General features: G+C 40.3%; 24 protein-coding genes and 3 pseudogenes. 14 read left to right on the forward strand and 13 right to left on the reverse strand.

Annotated elements, in window-relative coordinates; genetic code table 11:
• The first annotated feature begins 118 nt into the window (after positions 1 to 118).
• The 6 genes from DXC04_RS04460 to DXC04_RS04490 all read left to right on the forward strand — a co-directional run bounded on the left by DXC04_RS04460 (position 119) and on the right by DXC04_RS04490 (position 8,553).
• Positions 119 to 3,841 carry a hypothetical protein gene (locus DXC04_RS04460; RefSeq protein WP_118660115.1) on the forward strand — a complete coding sequence of 1,241 codons (3,723 nt, stop codon included), beginning with the start codon at positions 119 to 121 and terminating at the stop codon, positions 3,839 to 3,841.
• A gap of 315 nt (positions 3,842 to 4,156) precedes the next feature.
• Positions 4,157 to 5,089 (forward strand): MarR family transcriptional regulator, encoded by a 933-nt coding sequence (locus DXC04_RS04465; RefSeq protein WP_118660117.1) that lies wholly within the window; start codon positions 4,157 to 4,159, stop codon positions 5,087 to 5,089.
• 252 nt (positions 5,090 to 5,341) lie between these two features.
• The gene (locus DXC04_RS04470; RefSeq protein WP_118660119.1) at positions 5,342 to 5,521 is read left to right on the forward strand and encodes a DUF6462 family protein; all 180 of its coding nucleotides are present in this window, start codon (positions 5,342 to 5,344) and stop codon (positions 5,519 to 5,521) included.
• A gap of 270 nt (positions 5,522 to 5,791) precedes the next feature.
• Entirely contained in the window at positions 5,792 to 6,082 is a 291-nt protein-coding gene (locus tag DXC04_RS15695; RefSeq protein ID WP_117537686.1) for a hypothetical protein, read from the forward strand.
• Positions 6,083 to 6,290: 208 nt separating this feature from the next.
• The gene (locus tag DXC04_RS04485) at positions 6,291 to 7,427 is read left to right on the forward strand and encodes a Fic family protein (RefSeq protein WP_118660121.1); all 1,137 of its coding nucleotides are present in this window, start codon (positions 6,291 to 6,293) and stop codon (positions 7,425 to 7,427) included.
• A gap of 25 nt (positions 7,428 to 7,452) precedes the next feature.
• Positions 7,453 to 8,553 carry a PDDEXK nuclease domain-containing protein gene (locus tag DXC04_RS04490; protein WP_330426423.1) on the forward strand — a complete coding sequence of 367 codons (1,101 nt, stop codon included), beginning with the start codon at positions 7,453 to 7,455 and terminating at the stop codon, positions 8,551 to 8,553.
• A 130-nt stretch (positions 8,554 to 8,683) separates the two neighbouring features.
• On the opposite strand, the gene DXC04_RS04495 is transcribed toward DXC04_RS04490, so the two are convergent.
• A complete protein-coding gene (locus tag DXC04_RS04495) occupies positions 8,684 to 9,103 on the reverse strand; it encodes a nitroreductase family protein (protein ID WP_243112100.1) in 420 nt (139 codons plus the stop codon).
• 408 nt (positions 9,104 to 9,511) lie between these two features.
• Between DXC04_RS04495 and DXC04_RS04500 the strand changes: the two are divergent.
• The 3 pseudogenes from DXC04_RS04500 to DXC04_RS16175 all read left to right on the forward strand — a co-directional run.
• Positions 9,512 to 9,772: pseudogene (locus tag DXC04_RS04500) on the forward strand (MATE family efflux transporter); the annotation flags it as partial.
• A gap of 1 nt (position 9,773) precedes the next feature.
• Positions 9,774 to 9,956, forward strand: a pseudogene (locus DXC04_RS04505) (cytidylate kinase family protein); the annotation flags it as partial.
• Positions 9,941 to 10,111: pseudogene (locus tag DXC04_RS16175) on the forward strand (ATP-binding protein); the annotation flags it as partial. The pseudogenes DXC04_RS04505 and DXC04_RS16175, both read left to right, overlap by 16 nt.
• 283 nt (positions 10,112 to 10,394) lie before the next feature.
• On the opposite strand, the gene DXC04_RS04515 reads toward DXC04_RS16175, so the two are convergent.
• Positions 10,395 to 11,309, reverse strand: a complete 915-nt coding sequence (locus tag DXC04_RS04515) for a DMT family transporter (RefSeq protein WP_158580445.1) — start codon at positions 11,307 to 11,309, stop codon at positions 10,395 to 10,397.
• Positions 11,310 to 11,503: 194 nt separating this feature from the next.
• Here DXC04_RS04515 and DXC04_RS04520 point away from each other — a divergent pair, with 194 nt between their 5' ends.
• The 3 genes from DXC04_RS04520 to DXC04_RS04530 all read left to right on the forward strand — a co-directional run bounded on the left by DXC04_RS04520 (position 11,504) and on the right by DXC04_RS04530 (position 14,225).
• On the forward strand, positions 11,504 to 12,844 hold the full coding sequence (locus DXC04_RS04520; RefSeq protein ID WP_118660125.1) for an MATE family efflux transporter: 1,341 nt from the start codon (positions 11,504 to 11,506) through the stop codon (positions 12,842 to 12,844).
• An 88-nt stretch (positions 12,845 to 12,932) separates the two neighbouring features.
• Entirely contained in the window at positions 12,933 to 13,283 is a 351-nt protein-coding gene (locus DXC04_RS04525) for an Ig-like domain-containing protein (RefSeq protein ID WP_118660127.1), read from the forward strand.
• 81 nt (positions 13,284 to 13,364) lie between these two features.
• Positions 13,365 to 14,225: an Ig-like domain-containing protein gene (locus DXC04_RS04530; RefSeq protein WP_118660129.1), complete on the forward strand. Its 861-nt coding sequence runs from the start codon at positions 13,365 to 13,367 to the stop codon at positions 14,223 to 14,225.
• 56 nt (positions 14,226 to 14,281) lie between these two features.
• On the opposite strand, the gene DXC04_RS04535 is transcribed toward DXC04_RS04530, so the two are convergent.
• From DXC04_RS04535 to DXC04_RS04580, 10 genes are all read right to left on the reverse strand, one after another.
• The gene (locus tag DXC04_RS04535) at positions 14,282 to 15,343 is read right to left on the reverse strand and encodes a type IV pilus twitching motility protein PilT (RefSeq protein ID WP_118660131.1); all 1,062 of its coding nucleotides are present in this window, start codon (positions 15,341 to 15,343) and stop codon (positions 14,282 to 14,284) included.
• Positions 15,344 to 15,360: 17 nt separating this feature from the next.
• On the reverse strand, positions 15,361 to 15,900 hold the full coding sequence (locus DXC04_RS04540; protein ID WP_118660133.1) for a hypothetical protein: 540 nt from the start codon (positions 15,898 to 15,900) through the stop codon (positions 15,361 to 15,363).
• Between the two features lie 5 nt (positions 15,901 to 15,905).
• Positions 15,906 to 16,415, reverse strand: coding sequence for a PulJ/GspJ family protein (locus tag DXC04_RS04545; RefSeq protein WP_118660135.1), 510 nt, complete (start codon positions 16,413 to 16,415; stop codon positions 15,906 to 15,908).
• Positions 16,412 to 16,927, reverse strand: a complete 516-nt coding sequence (locus DXC04_RS04550; RefSeq protein WP_118660137.1) for a DUF4860 domain-containing protein — start codon at positions 16,925 to 16,927, stop codon at positions 16,412 to 16,414. Before DXC04_RS04550 ends, DXC04_RS04545 begins: the two co-directional genes overlap by 4 nt.
• Entirely contained in the window at positions 16,927 to 17,142 is a 216-nt protein-coding gene (locus DXC04_RS15855) for a hypothetical protein (protein ID WP_243112101.1), read from the reverse strand. The genes DXC04_RS04550 and DXC04_RS15855 overlap by 1 nt, the downstream gene beginning before the upstream one ends.
• Positions 17,143 to 17,341: 199 nt before the next feature.
• The gene (locus tag DXC04_RS04560; RefSeq protein WP_118660141.1) at positions 17,342 to 18,388 is read right to left on the reverse strand and encodes a type II secretion system F family protein; all 1,047 of its coding nucleotides are present in this window, start codon (positions 18,386 to 18,388) and stop codon (positions 17,342 to 17,344) included.
• A gap of 64 nt (positions 18,389 to 18,452) precedes the next feature.
• Positions 18,453 to 19,388 carry a transglutaminase domain-containing protein gene (locus DXC04_RS04565; protein ID WP_243112102.1) on the reverse strand — a complete coding sequence of 312 codons (936 nt, stop codon included), beginning with the start codon at positions 19,386 to 19,388 and terminating at the stop codon, positions 18,453 to 18,455.
• Positions 19,389 to 19,416: 28 nt separating this feature from the next.
• Entirely contained in the window at positions 19,417 to 20,154 is a 738-nt protein-coding gene (locus tag DXC04_RS04570; RefSeq protein WP_118660143.1) for a hypothetical protein, read from the reverse strand.
• A complete protein-coding gene (locus DXC04_RS04575) occupies positions 20,147 to 20,740 on the reverse strand; it encodes an RNA polymerase sigma factor (protein WP_243112103.1) in 594 nt (197 codons plus the stop codon). Before DXC04_RS04575 ends, DXC04_RS04570 begins: the two co-directional genes overlap by 8 nt.
• A 4-nt stretch (positions 20,741 to 20,744) precedes the next feature.
• Positions 20,745 to 21,446, reverse strand: coding sequence for a GGDEF domain-containing protein (locus DXC04_RS04580; RefSeq protein WP_117537714.1), 702 nt, complete (start codon positions 21,444 to 21,446; stop codon positions 20,745 to 20,747).
• A gap of 303 nt (positions 21,447 to 21,749) precedes the next feature.
• Here DXC04_RS04580 and lepB point away from each other — a divergent pair, with 303 nt between their 5' ends.
• Together lepB and DXC04_RS04590 are read left to right on the forward strand one after the other, a co-directional pair.
• A complete protein-coding gene (lepB, locus tag DXC04_RS04585) occupies positions 21,750 to 22,307 on the forward strand; it encodes a signal peptidase I (RefSeq protein ID WP_118660147.1) in 558 nt (185 codons plus the stop codon).
• Positions 22,308 to 22,381: 74 nt separating this feature from the next.
• The gene (locus tag DXC04_RS04590) at positions 22,382 to 23,317 is read left to right on the forward strand and encodes a DMT family transporter (RefSeq protein WP_118660149.1); all 936 of its coding nucleotides are present in this window, start codon (positions 22,382 to 22,384) and stop codon (positions 23,315 to 23,317) included.
• On the opposite strand, the gene DXC04_RS04595 is transcribed toward DXC04_RS04590, so the two are convergent.
• Positions 23,283 to 24,083, reverse strand: coding sequence for a LytTR family DNA-binding domain-containing protein (locus DXC04_RS04595; RefSeq protein ID WP_118660151.1), 801 nt, complete (start codon positions 24,081 to 24,083; stop codon positions 23,283 to 23,285). The genes DXC04_RS04590 and DXC04_RS04595 overlap by 35 nt on opposite strands.
• Positions 24,084 to 24,260 lie beyond the last annotated feature (177 nt).

A 24,260-nucleotide genomic window follows, 5' to 3' on the forward strand; every position in this document is an offset into this window, starting at 1 on the left:
GAACAAGATGCAGAGGAATGTCCACACCTATGGCTCAATTCTACTGAGATATGTAACAAAGAAACATTGATTTTCTAAGGAAAATCACTTGACTAAATAGGGGGAGAGTGACTAAAGTATGATAATCGAGACAGCATTAGTAGAACTAGCAAAAGCAGGGGGAACGGAACTATTTCTATCATCGAGTGAAAGCCTACTGAAGAAGGTTAAAACAGCAAAAGATATAAAACAATTATTCATTAATACGGGTAAATTTTTTGTTGATTATGAAAATGATGCAGATCAATTATTTGATGATATGGCCAACGTGCTTTCAAAGAAGAATATGACAAAGCTGGCCAATGAATTGAAGGATGAACCAGGATATAAATTAAAGGATAGGCTACTCAATTCATTAATGGGAATCATGAAAGAATATGAAATCCCGCACGGCATGGCTCTGTCATATGCGAACGCAATTCTATTTGCAATTATGGAGCAACTTCCGGTGGTTGCACCAGACAAATATGATCGTGCATATCAAGCTGAATGGAAAGCAGAGCAGGAAGAAAGCTTTAAGGAGTTAGCAGAGAAATTTGAGAGATTAAGAAATGAACTTCAGATATATCAAAGTCGACAGTTAGAGATATTATCAGCTGATGCGATTGATTTAGATATCAGGCGTCAAACTACTGATCCTAAGATAGGTTTTGACTTCTTTAATGTGGATGACGATACATTTAGGGAAGCACTTGAAAGTAAGAAAAATGATGAAGTTATAGCGATAAAAGCGCGATGCAAAGAAGAAGCTATCTATTGCACAATAAATGAATTATGGATGCAAGGAGAAAATCGTCCAATATTCATAGTGAAGAATGAAGAAGACTGGAAGAGCTTACTTCAGATAAAGGATGCTGGAAATATTTATATACCATGGTTTTATTCAAATCAAATTGTCGCCATTCCTAATAATACTAATATATTTGTATTTACTGAACGTGTTCCGTCATTTATTAAAGGGGAGATAACTTTACGCCCACGTACATACTCTACAATATCAGCATCTTTACAGAGAGCGGGGATGGGAATAAATGAAGCCAATAAATTAGTATCAGAGACTCATGGCCTATTTATACCGTTAAAGAAGAAATTGTTTAATGGAGCATATTTAAAAGAGCCTAGATGGTTAAATGGATTACATCGCAACATTAAGGAAACAGCATTATTGATAGGCCAATGGACAGACTGTGATGGTGACAAGGCAGTTATAGAATCCTTAAGTGGCATTAAGTATCAAGATTTTATTTCAGAGATAAAGGAATATGCTAAGGATGAAGATCCATTTATTCATATCGTAGATATCAATTCAACAAAGGAATATTATCTGGCAAGTGCTGAAAATGCATGGGATTATATTGATGTTGATAACGATAGTGAAATCTGGAATAAATTTAAGGATGTTCTCTTTGAAGTTATAAATGAGGCAGAAAAACTATTCACATATTCATCTCAAGAAAAGCTTGTTGCACAGTTTAAAGGAGAAAAATTCTTTTGGTCTGCAGTAATAAGAAAAGGGATGTTACGTAGTCTTATTATGAAGGCTTACTATAAAAAAGATAATAATTGCCAAGTTCAGTTAGATTCTTTAGTAAGCAAAATTTTGGAATATATCCAAACTTCAGAACAGTGGCATTATATTTCAAACTTTTTTGTTGATTTATGTGAAGTATCACCGAATAGTGTGCTTAATAAGTTAGAAGAAGAACAAATTAATCCTACGGGGCTAATGGAACTGTTTGAAAATCAATCATCTGATTTCTTATTCGGCAGGAATGATTATATTGAGATTTTGTGGGGAGTTGAGGAGTTTCTTGTACAGAGAGAATACGCATCTCGTGCATATGCATGGCTTCTATATCTTGATAATTTATCTTTTGAATACAAATCAAATTCACCAAAGGATATCTTTGGGAAATTACTATGTACGTGGCATAATTTTTCAGCATTTAGCAAAAGTAATGACAAAATAGAAATTGCAGCTAAGGCATTAGCAAAAGATAAAAATGCATGGGACCATATTTTTGGAGCACTACCAACAGGACATGCAAGTATTTTTGGCGACTTACATGCACCTAAATATAGAAATCATGTGGAAGAAGACACAATAACCAGAAAAGAGATGTATGACACCAATTTGGGATATATAGACCTTCTTTTAAAAGCAACTGATTTTAAACCCCAAAGGTGGAATGATCTGTTAAGTATATATGATGAAGTTGACCCAGATATTCGAAAGAAGATTAAGGAAAAATTATTATTTGAAATTGCACAGATGGACGATGATGAAAGGCTGATAATCAAGAATAACATCAGAAGAGTGGTTTATAAGCATCGATATTTTGCGTCAGCTGAATGGGCTATGGGCGAAGATTTGATTGGTGAGATGCTTGATATACTAGATTCAATAAACTTCACTCAACAAGAATATGATTTTGAATATCTATTTAGACCCTCATATGATGGTATTATTCTGGATCCAGTTCCTTATGATGTGGATGACAAAAGAGATATAAACGAAAGCAAAACAAAAGATCTCCTTGTCAAAAAAATAAACGAGTTTAAAGAAAATAATTATAGCCTGGAATTATTATCAAAGCTCTGTGCGAAGGAGAAGTCTTCCTATCTAGGTCGAGTATTGTCGGATTATTGGGATGATGATAATTTTGATAAAAATGTATTTGCATCACTATATAAGTGCCAGAGTAAACATGAGATGGCAATAGAATACATTGAAGGATTAGCTCGCAGAGGAGTTGATGTATATACTAATGTAAACGAATTAAGTGAGTGCGTAGAGTTAGATGATGATTTTAGAATTATACTATTCAGAATCGAAGCTTTATATACAGATAAGAAACCATTAGTCGATAATGCTTCAGTAGAAATAAAACATGCATTTTGGAAAGATTTTCGATGGTTTTCATCTAATAATATGGATTGGGCAGTGGCAGAGTGCCAGCAGTATGGAACAGTTAATTCGTATTTGGACTTATTGTATAGATTCCATGAAAATCGAAATCTTACACTAGAGCAATTGCTTGAAAAAATGCAACGGATTGATGTGATGGAACGAGGAAGTATTAATTCGATGACGGATTATTATTTAAAAGAATTACTAAAGCCATTACAGGAGCAATGCATTGAAGATCGAGATAAATGTGCAAAGATAGCGCATATTGAGATTGCATTCTTTTATCTATTGGACTGGGAAGATATGAAGTGCTTTCAAAAGGAAATAAAGCACGATTCTGAAATGTATGCAGAAATGGTCTCAGTTATATTTAGACATGATGGTGATGATCCCGAAGAAAGAAAGACAGAAGAGTTTCGTAATTATGCGCAGGTAATACATAGGTTGTTTGATATGGCAAAGTTTTGTCCATGTGAAGAAAATGGCACTGTTAGTTATGATGAGATTAAGGTGTGGGTAGATAAACTGATACGGATACTTGATTCGAATCACCAAAAAGAAATGTTTGGATATGTGTTAGGAAGGTTGTTTGCATATGCACCTAAAACAGCTGATGGTCATTATCCATGTGAAGCAGTGTGCCAGATTATAGAGGAATATGGGGATGAATCTTTACTGAGTGAATATAGATGTGAGTTGTTCAATAAAAGAGGAATATTTAGTCCTTCAGCAGGTAGGGCAGAGAAAGACATTGCAGAAGGTTACAAAGATAATGCAGATTTTTTAAGCATTAAGTACCCGAAGACTGCTGATGTGTTTTTCAAAATGTCACAAAGATATGTATATGATTCTGACCTAGAAAGACGGCGTGCCGAAAATGGGTATTTTTAGAATTTAGTCTTAGAAATACAAATTGATAGAGAGCCAACAGATATCTTTGATGTCTGTACGGGGGTATGGGGAATCGGAATCCCCATCAAGAGACTTGCCCGGAGGTATGCCGTAGCCATAAAATGGCGATACGGTAATACCTGGATGGATCTTGCTCTAATCTACAAACCCTCTTACATATACAAAAGATGGAGGGGGAAAATACAGGGTGTGAGAGAAAAGAATTTTAGAAAAATTAAAATAACTCAAAAACTTAACTTTTAACATTGCCAAAGTTAAAATGAAAGAAAATGAGTTAAAAGGAGAACGAGAAATATGTTTACAAGCGTATTCGGGATTTCTATAAAATATGAAGCATGGAATCATCAGGATTCTATGCCTGTTTATATTGCAGGGAGTTATGATTTTCATACAGCATATATTGGAAACAGACGCTGTATAATGCTTGCTCCAACAGAAGAACTTGCCACACTTCCGGCATTGAAAAAACAAATTGTAAAAATACAGCAGGTTGATAATGTGCCAGTCGTATTTGAACTTACAACGGTATCAAATTATCGAAGAAAAAGCCTTATAGAAAATAATATACCGTTTATTACTGATAAGCAGGTCTTTCTTCCTTTCATTGGGACAATGCTTTCTGATGAAAAAGAACCCCAAAAGCTGACGGGCAAGTTTGTTTACTCCACGCAGCAGTTGTTTTTATTTTATCTGTACAGTAAGAAAAAACGATTGTATATTTCAGAAGCCGGAAAAGTGCTTCCATTTACAGCAATGACCTTGACCAGAGCAGTAAAGCAGTTGGAAGCGACGGATTTGTTTTTGGTAGCAAAAGACGGTGTCAACAAGTTTATTGAGTCAAAATATAAGCGAGATGAATTATTTGAAAAAACAAAAGTATATTTGACGACTCCTGTCCGCAAAGCAGGATATATAGAGAAGACGCAAGTTACGGAAAATATGGTCTTTGCAGGGGAAACGGCACTTTCTGAAAAAACAATGTTAAATCCAAGCCGAGTTGTTACCTATGCAATTAGTGAGAAAGATTATGATAAAACCTTGCTAACCGATGAATTGATAGACCCGAATAAGCAGGTAAGACTTGAATTATGGGCATACAGCCCGAAACAATTTTCAGAGGATAACAGTGCTGATGATATTTCCATTGTTTTGTCTTTTGCAGATACAAACGATGAAAGAATTGAAGAAGCAGTAGATGAATTGCAGGAAAGAAGGTTGCAGGAGTAATGGTCAGCGGATTTACAAAATTTAAGGAAAGATTTCAGGGTTTTGAAAATCAATATGTCATCATCGGTGGGACAGCGTGTGATTTGATTATGGAAAACGAAGAATTACCGTTTCGTGCTACAATTTAAACGATAATACATAATTTTTCTCTAAAGCCGAAAAAAAATTGCATATCAGAGGCTGTATTTTTACCCTCCTTCTTTTGTATATATGAAAGATATTTTTTTATGTACGAAGGAAGGAGGTTTTTTCATGCCTAAAGTCAGAAAAGAAATTCCAGAATTGGAAAAACTGGTGCAGGTCGGAAGAAAGAAATTTGTCCGTTATGAGGAAGGGGCACAATTATATTCTATGGGTTTGCATACATTTCAGGAATTGGCGAAGGGAAAACTATATTTTATACGATTGCTGATGAACATGTGCGTTCTGTGATTGCCCAAGGACTGAACATATCGAAGAACAGTAGGAATGAAAATATAAAGAGAAAGAAGCAGAAGTTTTCTCATATATTCAGAACGAGAAAGTCCTGTAACGTCAGCAGCTTCATTTAACACTGCCAATTCAATATCCGTTGCATTCTGTATTATTCTGGAACAGATACCATTGAAAAAGTAGGATCTATATGGGATATGGGGCACTGGTGTCAGCAACCGCTCCAGCATTAGGTCTTACATATGGAGGTATTGTAAACCAGACTTTAGGATGGAGATACATTTTTGTACTTTTAGTTCCTGTTTTGATTATTACGCTTATTTCAATACGCTTATACAGTTTGCAGGAGCTGTAGGAACCAGTGTTTGTGCGGCATTGGTGGCAGCAGCGCAGATGCAGAATAATTCTTTCAGCCATGAGCAAAAAACGGCAGCAAAAGAATGTAATATGCCGTTATCAACTTTTCGATATCGAGCAGAAATTTCGAAAAAGCTAGATTATTGTAAGGTGGGTATTTTACATGAAAGTGTACTTTTTGACAAACGATTTTTACTGTTGTAGAAGCACTTCTGTCATTGGAAGATAGGCTGTTTTATGATAATATGGAATAGTAAAGAAAAAAGTGAGCATTTTACAGGAAGGTACAGATACTTGCACCGGAAAGTGTGAAAGAACAGTACAGACAGATGATTGCAAAAGCCGATGAGGGTATACAGGAAAGCGAATAATGTAGATTTGACTTATAAGACTATGAAGCGAGGTAGTGGATATGGAAAAAGACCCGTTTAAGGAATATTTGAGGGAGTCTGAACCGGATAAAGCTCATAAGGGTTATGCTTGGAGTACGGCAATCGGACTTCAGGCGGTAGACGGACTCAAACCATCTAAATATCTGATTGATACCGCCATTCAGAATATTGAAGGCAAAATCACGATGAAAGAAGCACAGAGTCTTATTGACAGTTATTATGAAGAAAGACCAGTGCATTTGTCCGATGATGAACGTACCGAAGAAGCGGATAAGGTTTCGTCCCGTATCGCAGAAATTCTTTCTGAAACAGCGTTCTCATTTTCGCCAAACGAGTATATCTCTATCCACCGTAAACTTTTTCAGGGGATTTATAAACACGCCGGAAACATTCGAGATTACAACATCACAAAGAAAGAATGGGTGCTTGATGGAGCAACCGTTATGTACGGCAGTGCGTCCGAACTGAGAGCTACACTGGAATACGATTTTTCGCAGGAGAAAGATTTTAGCTATAAGGAACTTTCAATGGACGAGATTATCCATCATCTTGCGGTATTTGTTTCAAGGTTATGGCAAATCCATATTTTCGGAGAAGGCAATACGAGAACAACGGCAGTGTTCTTCATCAAATATTTAAAGACGCTTGGGTTCTCTGCAATCAATGATATTTTTGCGGGAAATGCGTGGTATTTCAGAAATGCACTTGTCCGTGCAAATTATACGAATCTGCAAAAAGGCATTCACGAAACAACAGAGTATCTGGAAGCGTTTCTCAGAAATCTACTTTTGAACGAGAAAAACGAGCTTCATAATCGAAAACTTCATATAAGTGGACTTTTGAACGAAGAAAAAGTGGACATTGGGGATACAAAAGTGGATATTGAGAATGAAAAAGTGGACATTCAAGATAAAAAAGTGGATATTGAAAGTGCACTTTCCGAAAAAAGTAGTGATTTCTCGGTAAAAACGACGATTCATATCCATAGACTTTTTGAGAAGTTTGGCTTTGATGAGGTGTTTGGAAGAAGTGCGGTTATGGAACTTCTTGAGCTGAAAAGTTCAGGTGCTTCAAAACTTCTTTCCAATTTGGTAAAGGCAGATATTATTGAACCAGTATCCGGTTACGGAAAAGGAAAATATAAATTCAAGAAGTAATTAGAAATTCCAAGGAGCGATGGCTATGGAGAATAAATTAGAAAAAATCGGTCAAAATAGTTTTATGGATAATTTTGTTAAAACTGATGACATCTTAAATGATATGTGTGGGATTATTGAGTCCTCACAAAAAGCTGCATACCAGGCTGTCAATACATTGCTCGTGCAGAGAAATTGGTTAATTGGTTACAGAATAGCAGAAGAAGAATTAGGTGGAGATGAACGCTCGGAGTATGGGCTAGAGGTAATAAAGAAAATTTCTAAAGAACTGACTCAGCGATATGGAAAAGGATATGATAGAAGTAATTTATATCATTGTCTGAAGTTTTATAAAACCTTTCCTGAAATTGTCGACACGGCGTGTAGACAATCCGGCGTTCTGCTTTCGTGGTCGCATTATAGAACATTATTACAGGTCAAAGACCCTGAAGCTCGAGACTGGTATGAGAAAGAAGCCGCAGAACAGACTTGGAGTGTTCGTACTTTGCAGAGGAACATTTCTTCTCAGTATTATTACCGTATGCTGGGGACTCAGAAAAAAGAGCTTGTAGAAAGTGAAATGAAGGAACTGACTGCACCGTATCAGAATGATAAGCTGGAGTTCATCAAAAATCCGGTAGTTGCGGAGTTCTTAGGATTTTCGCAGAATACAGATTTTACAGAGAGTGACCTTGAGAAAAGTATCCTTTCCAATTTGCAGAAATTCTTGATGGAGCTTGGAAAGGGGTATGCTTTTGTGGCAAGACAGCAGCATATTCATACGGAGAAGCAGGACTACTATATCGACCTTGTATTCTACAATTACATACTGAAATGCTTTGTCCTTATTGATTTGAAAACAGAGAAGATAACACATCAAGATGTAGGACAGATGGATATGTATATCCGTATGTATGATGAATTGAAACGCAGTGAGGGCGATAACCCAACAATCGGTATTGTTCTTTGCTCCGATACAGATGATGATATTGCTCGTTATTCTGTTATGCACGGCAATGAACAATTATTTGCTTCCAAGTATAAATTATACCTGCCGACAAAAGAAGAACTGAAAGCGGAGATTGAAACTCAAAAGGCAATGTTTTATCTTCAGCAGCAGGATAATGAAGAAAAGGAAACAGAATAGAATTTGTGCAGACGGTCTGCACAAATTGCAAAATTAAAGTTCGTTGAACAAAAAGCCTTTATGGGGCTGTAATTTTCAATGAAAATATTGAAAGATACGGAGGTGTTATCAGGAGTTCATGCCTTTGTCATTACAAAACATAGTGTATCCGCTTCTTGTCAAAACGATCCTGCTGAGTATGAACCGCTTCCGGATAGCCGCATGGAATAATAGCGAAAGCGTCCAGATTTTCAGGCACGTTCAATACTGTACGGACAGCCTCCATTCGTTCTTTCAGAGGAGCAATTCCAAGCCAGACAGCACCTAGTCCGAGGGCGTCTGCTTCCAGTAAGAGATTTTCTACAGAAGCACTCATATCAACCATACCATTTCCTAATCCAGAAACAAAGTATCCGCATAAAATTGTGACAGCGGCAAATACAAAGGAAATGGAAATAATCCTGAGTGCCGGAATGCCAAGCACCAGCATTTCCGGGCTTGCGGAGAATAGCTGTAATAATTGTTTTGGTAAAGTACAGAAGATATCTGCCAGTTTGTTTTTGGTGTTCATGTGACCTCCTGTTTGGTAAAAAAATAAGCGCGAAATCGGTGAGGATAAGCTGTTCCTCGTGATTTCACGCTTTAAAAGCCGGCTTGGTTTCTTTATTTCGTGCCTATTATAATGCATAAAAGAGAAAAAATGCAAGAAAATTTTTGTTTGACATTTTTTAAAAAGAAAAATATAATAACTTATAAACGAGTGGCAAACTAGCGTAAATCCAGTTTTGCTGCTCGTTTTTTTGTGCGCATGCTGTTGCACATTATGAAAATATATAATGCATTTTAAAGTGTGTAGCTTATCAGCGTAAGTCCAGCTTATGAGGTAAGTGCACACTTTTTTTATGCAGAAAAGGGAGGCTGAATCCTCTCCTCACCAAGGGGTTCGGATTTTGCTTCGCAAAACAAGGAGGATTATAAAATGGCAGAAAGTAACAAGATGAAGGAGATGCCGGTAAATAAGCTCATGGTTCAGATGGGAATACCGATGATCTTATCTATGGCATTGCAGGCGGTTTACAACATTGTAGACAGTGCCTTTGTTGGAAACATGAGATCAGGAAGTGAGGCGGCACTTAATGCACTTACACTGGTATTTCCGGTTCAGATGCTCATGGTAGCAGTTGGAATCGGAACAGGTGTGGGAACAAATGCACTTCTTGCAAGAACACTTGGACAGGGAAAATGTTGAAAAGAAGGAAGCTGTCAAAATGATGACAGACACAGATAAAAGACGTATGACAAATTATAACTTTTACACCGAGCAGAAATGGGGAAAAGCCAGTAATTATACGTTGTGCCTGAACAGTTCACAGCTTGGATATGACAGGTGTGAGAAGATAATTATGGTAAGCGATATGATGTAAAAGGGAAATCCTATTTTGACTCGCCAAATAAACATTACTGCGAAGATATTGGACTTAGAAATGCAAGAATAGGTTCCCGTCAGCAGGAAATGATTCATATAATGGAGAATATCATATATAATGAGTTGAATATCAGGCAGTTTTCTGTTGATGTTTTGTAATCGCATGCGCCAAATAGAAGAAAGCTAAGACGGAATCAATACACATGCACAATATCCGCTAGCAGGTTGAAAACAGTAGATGGTCAGAGTCTTGTCGATTTCCGGACTATAATCCTGCGAAAATATAACATGAAGTAATTTAGATGAGAATTTATAAAACGACCGGAGAGCCTATGGACTCTCCGGTCATTTTATAAATTATTTTGTGTAAATCTTTCGGGTTGATGATAAAATCGTAGGTTTATAGAATACAAAAATATAAAGAAATAGATATTGATTACTTCACATCCTTTTCCGGTACATTCAATAGCACGACCGCTGCGATCGTAAAGCAAAGCCCCAATACGGAGAGCAGACTTGGCGTCTCGGAGTAGAGCACTGCGCCGAAAATCATAGCGGCAGCAGGCTCACTGGATGCGAGGATGGAAGCTTTGCCGGTTTCCATATAGCGCATGGAAAGCGAGAAAAGCGCATACGGAAGGACAGAGGAGATCAGCGCATGTACAAACATGATACCGGTATAGGAGAAATAAGCCGGTGTGCATAAAGCACGGATAGTATGCATATTTGAAAATGGAAGCATGGACAGTCCGGAAAATAAAGTACCATAAAAAGTAATCGTCAGGAAATGATAGTTTTTCTGTGTCATGCGTTTGCTGACAAGGCTATATGAGGCATAGAAAAAGCAGGCGAGAAGACCGCAGACGATGCCGCGGACAGACCATGCAAGTCCGCCTTTTTCAAATACACCACTGACCAGGACGCAGCCGGTGAGCGCCAGAATGACGCAGCCGGTTTTGCGTCCTGTGATTTTTTCATGGAAAAATATTGCCGCCAGAAACAATACAAAAACCGGACACATGGCAAGAAGAACTGCCGCAAGTGCCAGAGAACTGCTGGAAACCGAAATATTATAAAAAATGCTGAGTGCCGTCATTCCGATCATGCCGCTCGCAATAAAAAGCCAGAGATCCTTAAGGTTTACATGGAACAGAGAGCGGTTGTAGATGAGCATACAGATGCCTGTAATGAGAGCTGCGAGAAGCATACGGCAGCTGATGATCGTGAAATTATCAACTCCGGCATTTTCCAGAGTTCGGACAAAAATTCCTGTAGCGCCCCAGCAGATGCCGGAGAGAAAGGGAAGAATCCCAGTATATTTTTTCGCTTTTAATAATGTTTGTGCTTTCATGTTAATTAATTTCCTTATCAATCTGTGTTGCAATTCGTATTTCATGGAATTATCATACCACAAAAGCATGACATTAGGGTCAAAAGTATTTTACAGAGCAGAAAGGGTGTGCTAAAATAGACCGGAAAATATCCGAAGAACAGAACCTTAAATTAAAGTGAAAGCAAAGAGCGAAAGAGAGTAAGAAGCGTAAGATGAAAGATTTAACAAAAGGAAAACCATCGGTACTTGTATTTACATTTGCAGTACCGATTTTTTTAGGAAATTTACTACAATTGACATACAGTCTTGCCGACACACGAATCGTCGGCTCCTTTCTTGGAGGAAATGCACTTGCAGCAGTTGGAGCAACAAGCACGTTAAGTGGACTGATTATCGGTTTCCTGCTTGGATTGTCAAATGGATTTGCCATTATCACGGCACAGAAATTCGGCGCCGGAGATATCGAACAGATGCGGAAATCATTTGCCCAGTCGTTAGTTCTTGGAACAGGAATTTCGGTATTCTTTACTGTGCTTGGACTTGCATTTCTGCGACAAATTCTGCAATTCTTAAATATACCGGAAAAATTGCTGCCAATGGCAAGATCTTACATTATTATTATCATAGCCGGGTTGCTTGCAACCTTTTTATATGATGCCTGTGCGGCAGCGTTGCGTGCCATCGGGGACACTGTGACACCGCTCATCATTCTCGCAGTATCGGTCGCGTTAAATATCGCCGGAGATTTATTTTTCGTAGTTGTATTGCACAGTGGTGTGAGAGGTGCGGCAATCGCAACCGTTCTTGCACAAGGGCTGGCATTTGTCATCTGCTGGTTTTACATGATGCACAAATACGAAATTCTCCGCCTGTCAAAGGAAGACTTCTGTCATGTCAATCCGACCATGCGAAAGGAAATGTTAAGCGCCGGTCTGTCGATGGGATTTATGAGTTCCCTTATCAATATTGGATCGCTGACCTTGCAGACGGCAATCAATCAGCTTGGAAAAGAAATTATTATTGCACACACGGCGGCAAGAAAATTGTCGGAAATGTTTATGATCATGTTCAGCGTATTTGGGCAGACGATGGCAACCTACTGCGGTCAGAATATGGGCGCAGGCAAGATGGACCGTGTAAAGCAGGGAATCAAAGTGGCACTTCTGTATACATTTATCTGGTCGGCTATGTCTGCAGTCGCAAGTTATACGATCGGTGATTTCCTTGTCTATCTCGTAACAGGAACGCACAATAAAATTGTGCTTCTGAATGCGACTAACTATTTGAAATTCAATACCATTTTTTATTTCGTGACAACGATCATCTGTATTTTGCGAAATGCGATGCAGGGACTTGGCGATCATGTAACACCGCTTGTGTCCAGTTCTCTGGAAATGATCGGGAAAATTATCATTGCTTTTACACTGGTGCCGTGGCTTGGCTATACAGGAGTGATTCTCGCGGAGCCGCTGGTCTGGTTTATTATGGTAATTCCGCTGCTGATACAGATTTTTCGCATGCCTGCATTAAAAAAGACTGAAAAAATACAATAAAAGAAAAGAATGATCTGAAAATAATTGACGAAAGCTTCTTTAGTAAAGTATAATTTTTATATGGGGTAGTAAGAAATGGAGGAATAATATGCGGAAAGGAAATAAGACCTGGTGGGAGCAGCTTGCAACCGGTATTCTGATAATTGCGCTGGTTGTCACATTTTCACTGAGTGGATGGATCGGTGTTAAGGCAAGGGGTGTTTCAAGACCGAATCTGAATACGACCAGCCTCTATATGTATGCAGGACAGAATGAGAAACTTGCCGTGAATAATACGAGGGCAAGAGCCAAATGGTCCAGTAGCAACACGAAAGTTGCGCAGGTCAGCCCAAGAGGAATGGTGCGTGCGGTCAGAACCGGCAGATGTCTGATTTCCGCGAAAGTCAAGGGTAAGACATTAAAGTGTCGTGTGCAGGTTGTCACAAAGCAGAGATACTAAAATGCTCTTTCTAAGAAAAGTTGTGTGATTAGAAGGCTTTTCTTAATGTAGAGATAAAAAACAAATTGGGAGGAAGAAGGCATGAAAGAAAACAGAAGAAACGTATGGAAACGTCTGTCGGCAGGGTTACTGGTGATTGCAATGGCGGTGACGCTTGCATTTGGTGGCTGGAGTGGGGAAGCAAAAGCAGCCGTTAAACCAAAACTCAGCAAGACAAGTGCTGCAATGTATCCGGGACAGAGTACGAAACTGAAAGTGAAGAATACAAGTGCCAAAATCAAATGGTCCAGCAGCAATAAGAAAATTGCAAAGGTCAGTTCCAAAGGAACAGTAAAAGCAGTAAAACTTGGCAAATGCACAATTACTGCAAAAGTAAAAGGTAAGAAATTAAAATGTAAAGTGGCAGTTGTCACAAAGGAAAATTACCGTGCGAGAAAGCTGTATGATCTGGTAAGAGAAAAAGGAAAAAATCAGGGCGATGGAATGTACATGCTTTCCATGACTTCCAAACAAGGAAAAAATAATGAAAAAGATATTAATATTATTGCATATCCCCAAAAATGGCAGATGGGATTCAGTTATATAGACATGAACGAAAAAGCGAACAAGATAACAGGTACAGCAATCATGATGGATATCGTAAAAGATAAAGCAGGGGAATTACAAATAATTGATATGAAATTAAAGGAAGATTATGTTATTTCTATTTTAGGAAAGCTTGACAAATCTTACGATGGAAACCGTAAGGGAATGAATTTGACAAAATGTCTGGAAGGCGATCTTATGAGCGAAAGTGATGATGAACTGGAGTACAGCGGAAAGCCTCGTGAAAAAGACTGGACAAAAGCAGTCAGCTATACAAAAACAGCATTCAAATACTACGATAAACTTTTAGGAAAATACGGCTATTCCATGAAGAAAATCGGATTTACAAAATACTAAAAAAAGTGAACAGAGAGAATAGATAAGGCAGGTCAATTTGACCTGCCTTGTTATTATTATAACCTCCGCTTCAACATCTCCGGATTCGTCGCATAAGTCAGCGCAGTATCCTTGGAGATCGTACCATCCTTATAAAGTTTCAAGAGGCTCGCATCCATGGAAACCAGTTCCGGTGTGGCGGAAGAATAGATCATACCATCAATCTGCGGGATTTTATTATCACGGATCATATTGCGGATGGCAGGTGTTACCGTCATAATTTCAAATGCCGGAACTTGGTGTCCGTCAATAGTAGGGACAAGCTGCTGTGATATAACAGCCTGCAGAACCATGGATAACTGGACTGCAATCTGTCGTTGCTGGTTCGGCGGGAATACATCGATGATACGGTCGATCGTATTGGCGGCACCGATCGTATGTAAAGTTGAGAAAATCAGGTGTCCGGTCTCGGCAGCCGTCATGGCAACCTGTATCGTCTCGAAATCACGCATTTCGCCAAGGAGAATGACATCCGGGCTCTGGCGCAGAGACGCACGCAACGCCGTTACATAGCTGACGGTATCGACAGAAATCTCGCGCTGGCTGACAATACTCTTATTGTGGCGGTGAAGAAATTCCAGTGGATCTTCCAGTGTGATAATGTGTTCATGGCGTGTCTGGTTGATGTGGTCGATCACGCAGGCAAGTGTTGTAGATTTACCGCTTCCGGCAGGACCGGTGACGAGTACCAGACCTTTGGAAAAGTCGGCAAAATCAATGATCTGCTGAGGGATTCCCTGCTCCTTTGCATCCGGCAGAGAGAACGAGATCACTCGGATGACGGCGGATAGAGAACCTCTCTGTTTGAAGGCACTGACACGGAAACGGGAAAGTCCCGGAATGGAAAATGAAAAATCATCATCTCCGGTAGCAAGAAGTGTCTGCATGTCGCGTTCATTTGCCATCTGGTAAATCTGTTTAATAATCTCGGCAGTATCCTTCGGTTTCAGGCGTTCTTCATCCTCATGTACAATGATGCCATTTAACCGCATGGAAACCGGAAGCCCGGCAACAATAAAAACATCGGAAGCGTTGGAGCTTACCGTTTTTTCAAGTAATTGTGAAGCGAGTGTTATCATAAATAAAAGTCTCCTTTTTATTTTTTAAGTAAGTTCAAAGAATTCTCTCCGTTCCAGTCTGCAGTTGAAAGTGTCTGCCAGCCAGTGATGCGGTACAGATCAGGAGTTGCAGTTTTTGCAGAGGAGAGGCTGCGTTTGTCTGTCTGCTCAGACGGATGCAGAATCAGCAGGCGTGTCTGCAATGCCTGTTTATCATTGATCTTCGTCTGATAAGTCAATGTAAGGGAATCCGAAGTTCTCTTTAAAGTAATATTCGAATTGTTTTTATAATGCTGTTCGATATTTTTGTAATATCCGGCAATATCGGAAGTCTGAAGGTAACAGTTTTTAAGTACCTGGTCGATTTTTGCAAGAGTCTTTTCCGCACGACCTGATGCTTTGTAATACTCCTGCGCATGAGTGGCGGATTTCCGGGCGGTCTGATAATCCGAAGCGGCACTGGAAAGTGACAGCGCTGCAAAGGTGATCATACATAATACAATGAAGATCATCAGCAGAGTGACCGATCCGATATTTGTAATTGGAAAATTTTTCTGTTTTGAACCTGATGTATTCATAATCATCAATCCTTTGCGTAGCGCTTTAGTGTTAAATGTGTAATTTCAGAAGCTGCCCTGCCTGACTGTTTCTCAGAAGATTTACTGGAAGATATATTGGCAGTGCCTTCTGCGAGGCGCAGAGCTTTGATCTGAAAATGGCACATGGAATCTTCTTTATCTGTTGTCTGTAACTGAATCTGGTAGAATGCTTTTTCCGGCAGGCAGGCTTTCCAGTCTGTATCATAATAAATAACAGCGTTTCTGCCATCCATTTCACAGGCCGGAAACTCACTTTCAAGAGTCTCTGAAAATGTCTTTTCATCTTTTAACTCTGCCGCGTCTATTGTATTTAAAAGCCCGGCAACATCTTCCAGACGGGAAAGCGCCTGTTCCGTCTCGGTAGCCTGTGTACTCAGTGTATGTGCTTTGACGAAAGTGCGCAGGCATACAGCACCGGTTAGTGCAAAAAACAGTATGGCGATCATAATTTCCAGCAGAAAGATGCCGGAGCGCTTGTGATTCTGTTGTTTCATGAATGGCTCCTTTCTGCAAGCAGGCGGCTGACTTGTGTGCCATTTTTTTCGGTTATCATAATGCGGTACAGTCCGTTTTTTTTTCGTGTGACGGTCAGATCACGGGCTTCGATCACTTTCTTTCCAGCTTTAAGAGAAGCGTCAGCGTCATCCCGCGCGACCAGTTCTTTCAGCCACCCGCCATCTGTATAGAGATATGTTGTATAACCGGTAGTATCTGTATTTCCGTTATTATCAGCAGAAGTATCAGCCGGCATGTGGAAAGCAAGACATTCCCTGCCTTCACGTTTCTCGACAGATACAACGCCGTATGTGTCATTTGCGCGAAATTTTTCCGTAATATAGGAAAGTGGTGTGGTAGTCTGGTAATTTTTATCTGCCTGTTCCGTCTGTGCGGCGTAAATACGTGCAGACAGAAGCAATACGATCAGTGCGGAAACCGCAAATACAAGTAAAAGTGTCAGCGGAAATATAAAGTCTATCATATGTTTTCTCGAACGTTCAAAACGCATTAGTTTCCGCCTCCTTTCCGGATGATCGTAACGTCAGGCATAATATTGGCGCCCAATGGCTGGTAATCCACAAAATATTTGGAAGAGTCATAAGTCAGGCCATAATGTTTTTTCAAATATGTCAGACTCTCCGGATAAGTGCCTTCCTGCGCATAGCAGCGGGTGATATCGCGGGTAACGGCAGACTGTAGCGTTTCCATCTCGTTTTTCTCCATGTCTTTCTGGACGGATACGATTCCGTATGAGAAAAATCCAAAGACAGTAAGAAATAAAGTGATGGAAATCAGAACATTCCGCAAATATGAAGTTTGCCGGTTTTTAATAAAACGACGGGACATCTTTAGTCGTTCCTTTCTATCTTGATGTATCAATTACCGGGGAACAGATTTCTTATTCATGTTAAGAAACCAGGTATTATAATGTTGCCATGATGCTGATGAGTGGTAGCATGACAGACAGAAGAATGATGCCGACGATCACGGACAGAATGATGACAAGTGTCGGTTCGATCGCAGTGATCATTCTGGAGAGCTGGTTATCGATTTCTTCTTCGTACTGTCCGGCAATCTTGCTCATCACTTCTTCCAACACACCGGTCTTAGAACCGATGGATGCCATTTTGGCATAAATTCCTGAGAAAATGTGATTGGAAAGAAGTGTTTCGCACAGATCTTCGCCATTTGTAACTGCCTCGGAGCAGGCTTCCAGACGGGTGCGGAAAGCTCCTTTCTTGATAAGTGGAATGGAGAGTTTCAGACATTCCGCAGGTGTCAGTCCGCTGCTTAAAGTCAGTGCCATACCACTTGCAAAACGACATGCGCCGATTTGATCCTGAAGAGAACGGCCGCCGTGAAGTTTTCCCATAAATCCAAGGAGCATCTGGTGTCCACGTTTTGTCCAGAACAGGTAAACAGCGCCGGCAGCAAGCAGTACAAGGACAATGCCGCAGACGACGATGTGTGCGTTTAAGAACTGACCAAATCGCAGGATACCCAGTGACAATCCGCTCATTTCTCTGCCGAGCTGGGCAAATACCTGATTGAAGATCGGCATAACTCTTGTCACCAGTACAAGGATGACGAGGATCATCATAAAGATCATAAGTAAAGGATAGGTAACTGCATTGTGGATCGTCTGGTTTAGCGCAGCTTCTTTCTCATAATAGTCCGCAAGGGAAGTCATAACTTCATCCAGTTTTCCTGCCTGTTCTCCAATCTGTACCATCTGGATCATATAGTCCGGAAATGCGTGTGTATCTTCTAGTGCAAGGTGCAGGGAACCGTTATTCAGAAGCATGGTGTTGATGCTTTCCAGTAATCTCTTCTCTTCTGGTTCGGTTGTATCTTCCAGCATGATAGAAATTCCCTCTATAGAAGAAATACCGGATCGCAGGATCATAGCAATCTGCGAACAGAATGCTGCGGTCTCGGCATTGGAGAGAGGCGTGTGTGTCTCGGTCATAATTACTCCTTTCCGGGTTACAGTAGTTTTGTATGCCTGGTATATCATAACCCGATCATTGTATTTAATAGTTGAATTTCACAACGTAATGATTTTTGTCATTTACATATTTCTTGACGGACTCTTTGTCGTTGCTGGCGGCAAGTGTTGGATCCATAAGTTGCCAGTCTTTTCCGTCAAATTTGATGATATCATCCACCCAGCCTTTGTCATCTACATAAGTGCTGATCCAGGCGTGGTAAGTTTCACCGGCATAACCGACTTCCAGTTTGGTCGGAATCCGCTGGGAACGCAGCATGGAAGTCATAAGAGCTGCATAATCGAAACAGATGCCTTTGCCGGTTTTCAAAGTTTCATCTACATTTGGAATATATCCATAAGAAACGTTTTCAGCTTTGGCGTTATCGTAAGCGACATGTTTCACCACATAGTTATAAACATTCTGTACGACTTCCAGATCCGTCCATGTATTTTCCGCAAGTTTCTGCCCTTTTTTTACTGCATTTGATTTCGCAGTGAACCAGACATACTGGTTCGGATAGAGGAAAGGAAGAAACCTATCCTCGATCTTTGCGGAAATGGTCTGCTCCAGAGCGACTGCATAAGAATCTCCGCTTACATTTTCCAGAATACTGAGTGAATAACTGCCATTTCCGGCATTGAGTGGAAATGCCATATAACCGGCGTCTTTACTCAGAAGATAAGTATAATTTGCCTGATCCGGTCCGGCAATCTGTAATTTTACTTTGGATTTGCCACCGGTATATTTTACCATGATATATCCTTCGGAAATATGTGACGCATCGATGGATGCACTGTTATTTTTGTAAACTTTTTTGCCGGGAGCAGACGGAGATAATACTTTTGGCGTGGAATCTCGCTTTGGCCCGGAATGATCGGCTTCATTTGAATGGGAAGACGAACAGCCGGATAATACAAAAAGAAGAATCCCGATAAGTAATATAACAGGCAAAGCATGTGATGTCTTTTTCATAGTCATATCGGGATTCTCCTTTTTAAAATGTACGTTATTTCTTAACCGGAGAGAGCAACAATTCCAGTTCATTACCGGCATTATCCGGAATCTTAATAGTTGTCGGTTGCTTCGGTATCATAAAAGAAATGGTACCGGTTTTCTTGTTGATACTCTTCGGGACAAGACCGGAAATCGCATCGTAGTTGATACCGGAATATGTGTCGGATACGTCCAGATATACAACTCCGTGACGGGAGTAGGAGTCCAGAAGTTTCGGTTTCTCGGTATCCAGACTGGAAACTTTGTAACTACGTAAGGAAGTCTGTGCGTTCATGCCTTCTGCATGGATTGTCAGTGTTCCGTTAGAAGTAACTTCCGCAGTATAAGTATGCGTGTCTTTCTTCGTTAAAGCGATCGGATGTCCATCCAGGTCAGCGGTAACTTCCCGGATCGGGAGCAGTGTCTTTACCCGGATATTGTAAACAGCGGACTGTGCAGAGTCTACTTTGGTACGTTCTGCAATAATCGTTGGCTTAATGAATAAAAGCGGCATTAAGATCAGAAGCAGTGTACACAGATAGGCCAGCGTCCGTCCGAAACCAAAGGTCGTTTTCTTGTAATTGCCCCAGTCTTCCAGAACTTCGACCGGAATTGTGCTCGGTTCCATGTCGCATGCGTTAAAAACGTTGTTCAGAAGCTGGTTCGCAGTCTTCGAATCCAAAGCAGGAATGTCTGTATTGTCAAAAGAAGATGCGTGAAGGTCTAACTCAGAAGTATAATCTTTATTCAAAACAAATCCCTCCTTTTTCTTCGTGGAGCATGTTTTCCAGAAGTTTGCGCCCTTTGCGCAAACGCCGTTTGGCAGTACTCCGGCTGTAATCCATCGCAACGGCAATATCTTCGATGCTCATATTATTGTAATAGCGCATGATGATCGCCTGCGAATATTGTGGAGGCAGTGACTGGATCGCCTGCATCAGCCGTGCTTTTGCATCTTTGTTCAGAATATGCTTCTCCGGATTCGTCATGATATCCGAGAAAGATTCTGAAAAATCAGATGTCTGACCGGAGGATATATAATCCAGTTCCTGTTCCTGACGTTTCCTTTTCTGCCAAGTGTCAAAACAGATCCGGAATGTGATCTGGTGCAACCAGGATACAAAGAGACGCGGATTCTTCAGTGTGTCCAGATTCTTTAATACTAAAATGTAAACTTCCTGCAGGATGTCCTTTGCAAGATAGGGATCTTTTACATATTGATAGGCAAAACGGTACTGCGACTGATAAGTAGCAGTATATAATTCTGCAAATGCATCGCTGTCGCCTTCCTGCGTTTTGCGTACCAGTTTTGCAATGTAATCATAATCAAGTTCCATGCGTCTAACTCCTTTGTACATTCGTTGATCTGGATATACGTTTGTTTGCAAGTGCGATCAGCCGGGTAATCTGATCCAGATGTTCATTACGATTCAGTGCGATACCGGTGTGATATTCAATGGCAATAGAATCCGGTGCCTGATTGTGCTGGGCAACCCGGTTTTCAATGCGCTGGATAAAAAGATCTATATTTTCCTCGGTACAGTCTTCAAAGATCGCAAGAAACTTATTACCACCGTTGCGACCGACAAAACATAAAGACGTTGCCGCAGTGGAAAGAATATTAGAAAAATCTTTCAACAGACGGTTGCCGGTAGCATGTGTGTAAAGGTTATTAATCTCTGAAAGATTGGAAAGATCGATCATAATACAGCCGATGTTCTCCGGAAGTTTCTCGTCGTAATATTTCTCAATGACTGTATCACAGCTGAAACGGTTTGGCATACCGGATATCGGATCGGAATAAGCGACACCGTATAAGTTATGATAGTTCAGTTTAATTGTTGAGATAAGGTTAAAATCGATCAGCAGGAAAATAAAGCTGACCAATAACAGTACCCATACGACAAAAAACAAAATCGTGGCAGGGCGGGATGAAAATACGAACTGTTTCACTTCTGGTTTCAGAAGGAGAAACAGACTTAAGATGGTAAGGATCGCCAGTATTGCAAGCTGGAGAACCTTGAATGACGTGTACTTTTTCATAATTGTGAATCCTCCGTTCAATTCAGGTCCATTGACGGGTGTTGCTTATGTCTATAGTTTCAGGCTGAAAATCCCCGTGTGTTACTTCTTGTCCGAGTTTTACGCTCATATATCTGCAGAACTAAGTTTCTGTAATGATATATGAATGTATTTCTCTGATATCATTTGTATATTATATCACAAATAATAAGGGAATACCATATTTCGACAGTCACAGATTTTCACATGGATTGGGTGTTGAGATATAAGGATAAAATCGTTATAATAAGGAAGGTAAAAGAAACAGGAAGAAGGTTTTACAAGATGGAGATAGAGAGTATTAAGCAAAAAGTGCTGGAAGATGTAGATCCGGTCATGAAGAAGAAAAAAGCAAAAGAACGCCGGAAACAACGACTGATCGTGATAATGCAGTTCCTGCTCGTTTTTGTTGTTATCATAGGTCTTTTCCATTTTTTTATGGGGATATCGACAGTTGACGGAGAATCGATGTATCCGACACTGCATGACAAGAATATAGTTATTTATGAGAGACATAACAGCGAATACAAAGCCGGAGACATCGTGGCGCTCGATATGCCGAACGGGGATGTATATGTGAAGAGAGTGATTGCTGTAGCAGGGGATACCGTTAATATTGACCGTGAAAAGATCTATGTTAACGGAGAAGAAGTTACGACACCGCAGGCAGTCGGTAAGACGGAAGCAAAGTCTGATAAGATCACCTATCCACTGACGGTAGAAGATAAGCAGGTTTTTGTGCTCGGTGATAACCGAGAGGTTTCCAGGGATTCCAGAGAGATTGGCACTGTGAAGATAAAAAACATCAAGGGAAAGATCAGATGGTCTATAGGAATCTTTTAAAAAATATGCTATGCTGACGAATAGGATAAATATCTGAACAGATAAGAGTACAATGAGAGAATGAGGATGAAAAAATGGGATATACAGAACTTACGGAACAATTTGAACGCCGTGAGAAGATGAGAGGCACCGCTTTGACAATATTAGGCGGTGTCTTTTGGGGGCTTGCAGGAGTTTTTGGAAAATATTCATTTGAACACAGAGGGATGACACCACAGTGGCTGGTAAATGTGCGCCTGATCATTGCGGGATTGATCCTTCTGTCCACAGTAGTTGCAAAACAGAAAAAAGATACTTTCCGCATATGGAAGAATCCAAGACATGTGATTCGGATGATGTTGTATGGCATGATCGGTATTGCGGCCTGCCAGATGACATATTATATGGCAGTAGATGATTCAAATGCAGGTATCGCAACAGTATTGCAGTATGTGGCACCGGTTATCATCATGCTGTACACATCGCTTGTCAACCGGAAATTGCCGGAAGTATCAGAGCGTATTGCACTGGTTCTTGCATTTGGCGGAGTCATACTGATCGCAACGCACGGAGATCTGACACAGCTTACAGTGTCCAAAACAACTCTGTTTCTTGGACTTGCATCTGCGCTTGCGACCGTATTTTATAATCTGCTTCCGGGTAATCTGATGAGCGAATACGGAACATTTGCGATCGTTGGCTGGGGTATGTTAATCAGCGGAATCGGACTGATTCCAATTGTAAGACCGTGGACAACCACGGCGCAGATTATATGGGACTGGCAGACATTTTTGTGTGTAATGGTCGTAATCATCATGGGAACCGTGCTTTCTTTCGGATGCTACATGGAAGGGCTGCGTCTGATCGGCGGAACAAGGGCGAGTCTATTTGCATCGGTAGAACCACTGACAGCAACACTTGCATCCGTATTATTTATGGGCGTTTCCTTTGAATTCATGGATCTTTTAGGATTTGCAGGAATCATCGGTGCAGTTATTATTCTTTCACTTCCGGGGAAGAAGAAAAATTAGCCAGCAGCTTTTTTATATGCGTGTATCGTTTCTCAGGTATTGGAATAGAGACCCCATTGGTAAGTGTAAAGGAGAACCGCTGGATACTGGCGACGTAAGTCAGGTTCACCAGATAACTTTCGTGACAGCGGATCAGTTCCGGTTCACAGCGTTTGCATAGAGCGGACAGACGCTCAACACATTCAAATGTCTGCGTCGAAGTGTGCAGCAGAGTATGAGAACCACAGGATTCTACATACAGAATCAGATCTGGTTTCAGATAAATCATGGAGCGGTCTTTTCCATGAAAAGTAACTCTTCTGAGCTTTATCTGCCCAGATAGAACCATGGATTTATAGGTTTCAGCATAATGAACAGGATAGATAGTATCCCGCGGATCATAGGCAATCGCATTGGAAATGTGGCAAAGCCGGATGCGTGGGATATTATTTTGCATAGCCCATAGCATAGAAATTCTTTGATGGACGCGATTTGAACTGCCATCCGGCCAGAAAGTATCCAACTGAAAAGTAAGAAGCACGTCCAGAGTAGAAGGACTGCCTGTGTCGAGCGGATAGACAACGAGATTTGAAACAGTAAAACGCAGTTCATGTTTTTCTTTCTGAAATGCATCTATCAGATTATCTTTTCCGCGGATCATCTGATCATGCGCTGGTCCAAGCCACAGAATATCATCGTGGCAGTTTTCAAGGAATGACTGGATTTTGTTGTCATAATATTCTAATAAAATTGCAGCACTGCAAATGGTATATTTTTCAATATTCATAGAATTCCCTTCCCAAAATGCAGATTCCAGTTCATAAAAGGCAAGTGAAATTTTAAAGAAAACAAGTCGTTTTTTATATTTTATTGCAAGGGATGTAAAAATGCAATATTATTATACCAAGGAAACCAAAACAGGTAGCAATCTGCTGGTATTATATAAAGTGTCAGTAAAGGGATC

The organism is Dorea sp. OM07-5, assembly GCF_003481355.1.
GTDB lineage: Bacteria > Bacillota > Clostridia > Lachnospirales > Lachnospiraceae > Dorea_D > Dorea_D hominis.

What these genes read in the sequence shown, in the direction of transcription:
- DXC04_RS04460 (WP_118660115.1), top strand. Translation starts at nt 119, where the DNA reads ATGATAATCGAGACAGCATTAGTAGAACTAGCAAAAGCAGGGGGAACG.
- DXC04_RS04465 (WP_118660117.1), top strand. Translation starts at nt 4,157, where the DNA reads ATGTTTACAAGCGTATTCGGGATTTCTATAAAATATGAAGCATGGAAT.
- DXC04_RS04470 (WP_118660119.1), top strand. Translation starts at nt 5,342, where the DNA reads ATGCCTAAAGTCAGAAAAGAAATTCCAGAATTGGAAAAACTGGTGCAG.
- DXC04_RS15695 (WP_117537686.1), top strand. Translation starts at nt 5,792, where the DNA reads ATGGAGATACATTTTTGTACTTTTAGTTCCTGTTTTGATTATTACGCT.
- DXC04_RS04485 (WP_118660121.1), top strand. Translation starts at nt 6,291, where the DNA reads ATGGAAAAAGACCCGTTTAAGGAATATTTGAGGGAGTCTGAACCGGAT.
- DXC04_RS04490 (WP_330426423.1), top strand. Translation starts at nt 7,453, where the DNA reads ATGGAGAATAAATTAGAAAAAATCGGTCAAAATAGTTTTATGGATAAT.
- DXC04_RS04495 (WP_243112100.1), bottom strand. Translation starts at nt 9,103, where the DNA reads ATGAACACCAAAAACAAACTGGCAGATATCTTCTGTACTTTACCAAAA.
- DXC04_RS04515 (WP_158580445.1), bottom strand. Translation starts at nt 11,309, where the DNA reads ATGAAAGCACAAACATTATTAAAAGCGAAAAAATATACTGGGATTCTT.
- DXC04_RS04520 (WP_118660125.1), top strand. Translation starts at nt 11,504, where the DNA reads ATGAAAGATTTAACAAAAGGAAAACCATCGGTACTTGTATTTACATTT.
- DXC04_RS04525 (WP_118660127.1), top strand. Translation starts at nt 12,933, where the DNA reads ATGCGGAAAGGAAATAAGACCTGGTGGGAGCAGCTTGCAACCGGTATT.
- DXC04_RS04530 (WP_118660129.1), top strand. Translation starts at nt 13,365, where the DNA reads ATGAAAGAAAACAGAAGAAACGTATGGAAACGTCTGTCGGCAGGGTTA.
- DXC04_RS04535 (WP_118660131.1), bottom strand. Translation starts at nt 15,343, where the DNA reads ATGATAACACTCGCTTCACAATTACTTGAAAAAACGGTAAGCTCCAAC.
- DXC04_RS04540 (WP_118660133.1), bottom strand. Translation starts at nt 15,900, where the DNA reads ATGAATACATCAGGTTCAAAACAGAAAAATTTTCCAATTACAAATATC.
- DXC04_RS04545 (WP_118660135.1), bottom strand. Translation starts at nt 16,415, where the DNA reads ATGAAACAACAGAATCACAAGCGCTCCGGCATCTTTCTGCTGGAAATT.
- DXC04_RS04550 (WP_118660137.1), bottom strand. Translation starts at nt 16,927, where the DNA reads ATGCGTTTTGAACGTTCGAGAAAACATATGATAGACTTTATATTTCCG.
- DXC04_RS15855 (WP_243112101.1), bottom strand. Translation starts at nt 17,142, where the DNA reads ATGGAGAAAAACGAGATGGAAACGCTACAGTCTGCCGTTACCCGCGAT.
- DXC04_RS04560 (WP_118660141.1), bottom strand. Translation starts at nt 18,388, where the DNA reads ATGACCGAGACACACACGCCTCTCTCCAATGCCGAGACCGCAGCATTC.
- DXC04_RS04565 (WP_243112102.1), bottom strand. Translation starts at nt 19,388, where the DNA reads ATGACTATGAAAAAGACATCACATGCTTTGCCTGTTATATTACTTATC.
- DXC04_RS04575 (WP_243112103.1), bottom strand. Translation starts at nt 20,740, where the DNA reads ATGGAACTTGATTATGATTACATTGCAAAACTGGTACGCAAAACGCAG.
- DXC04_RS04580 (WP_117537714.1), bottom strand. Translation starts at nt 21,446, where the DNA reads ATGAAAAAGTACACGTCATTCAAGGTTCTCCAGCTTGCAATACTGGCG.
- lepB (WP_118660147.1), top strand. Translation starts at nt 21,750, where the DNA reads ATGGAGATAGAGAGTATTAAGCAAAAAGTGCTGGAAGATGTAGATCCG.
- DXC04_RS04590 (WP_118660149.1), top strand. Translation starts at nt 22,382, where the DNA reads ATGGGATATACAGAACTTACGGAACAATTTGAACGCCGTGAGAAGATG.
- DXC04_RS04595 (WP_118660151.1), bottom strand. Translation starts at nt 24,083, where the DNA reads ATGAATATTGAAAAATATACCATTTGCAGTGCTGCAATTTTATTAGAA.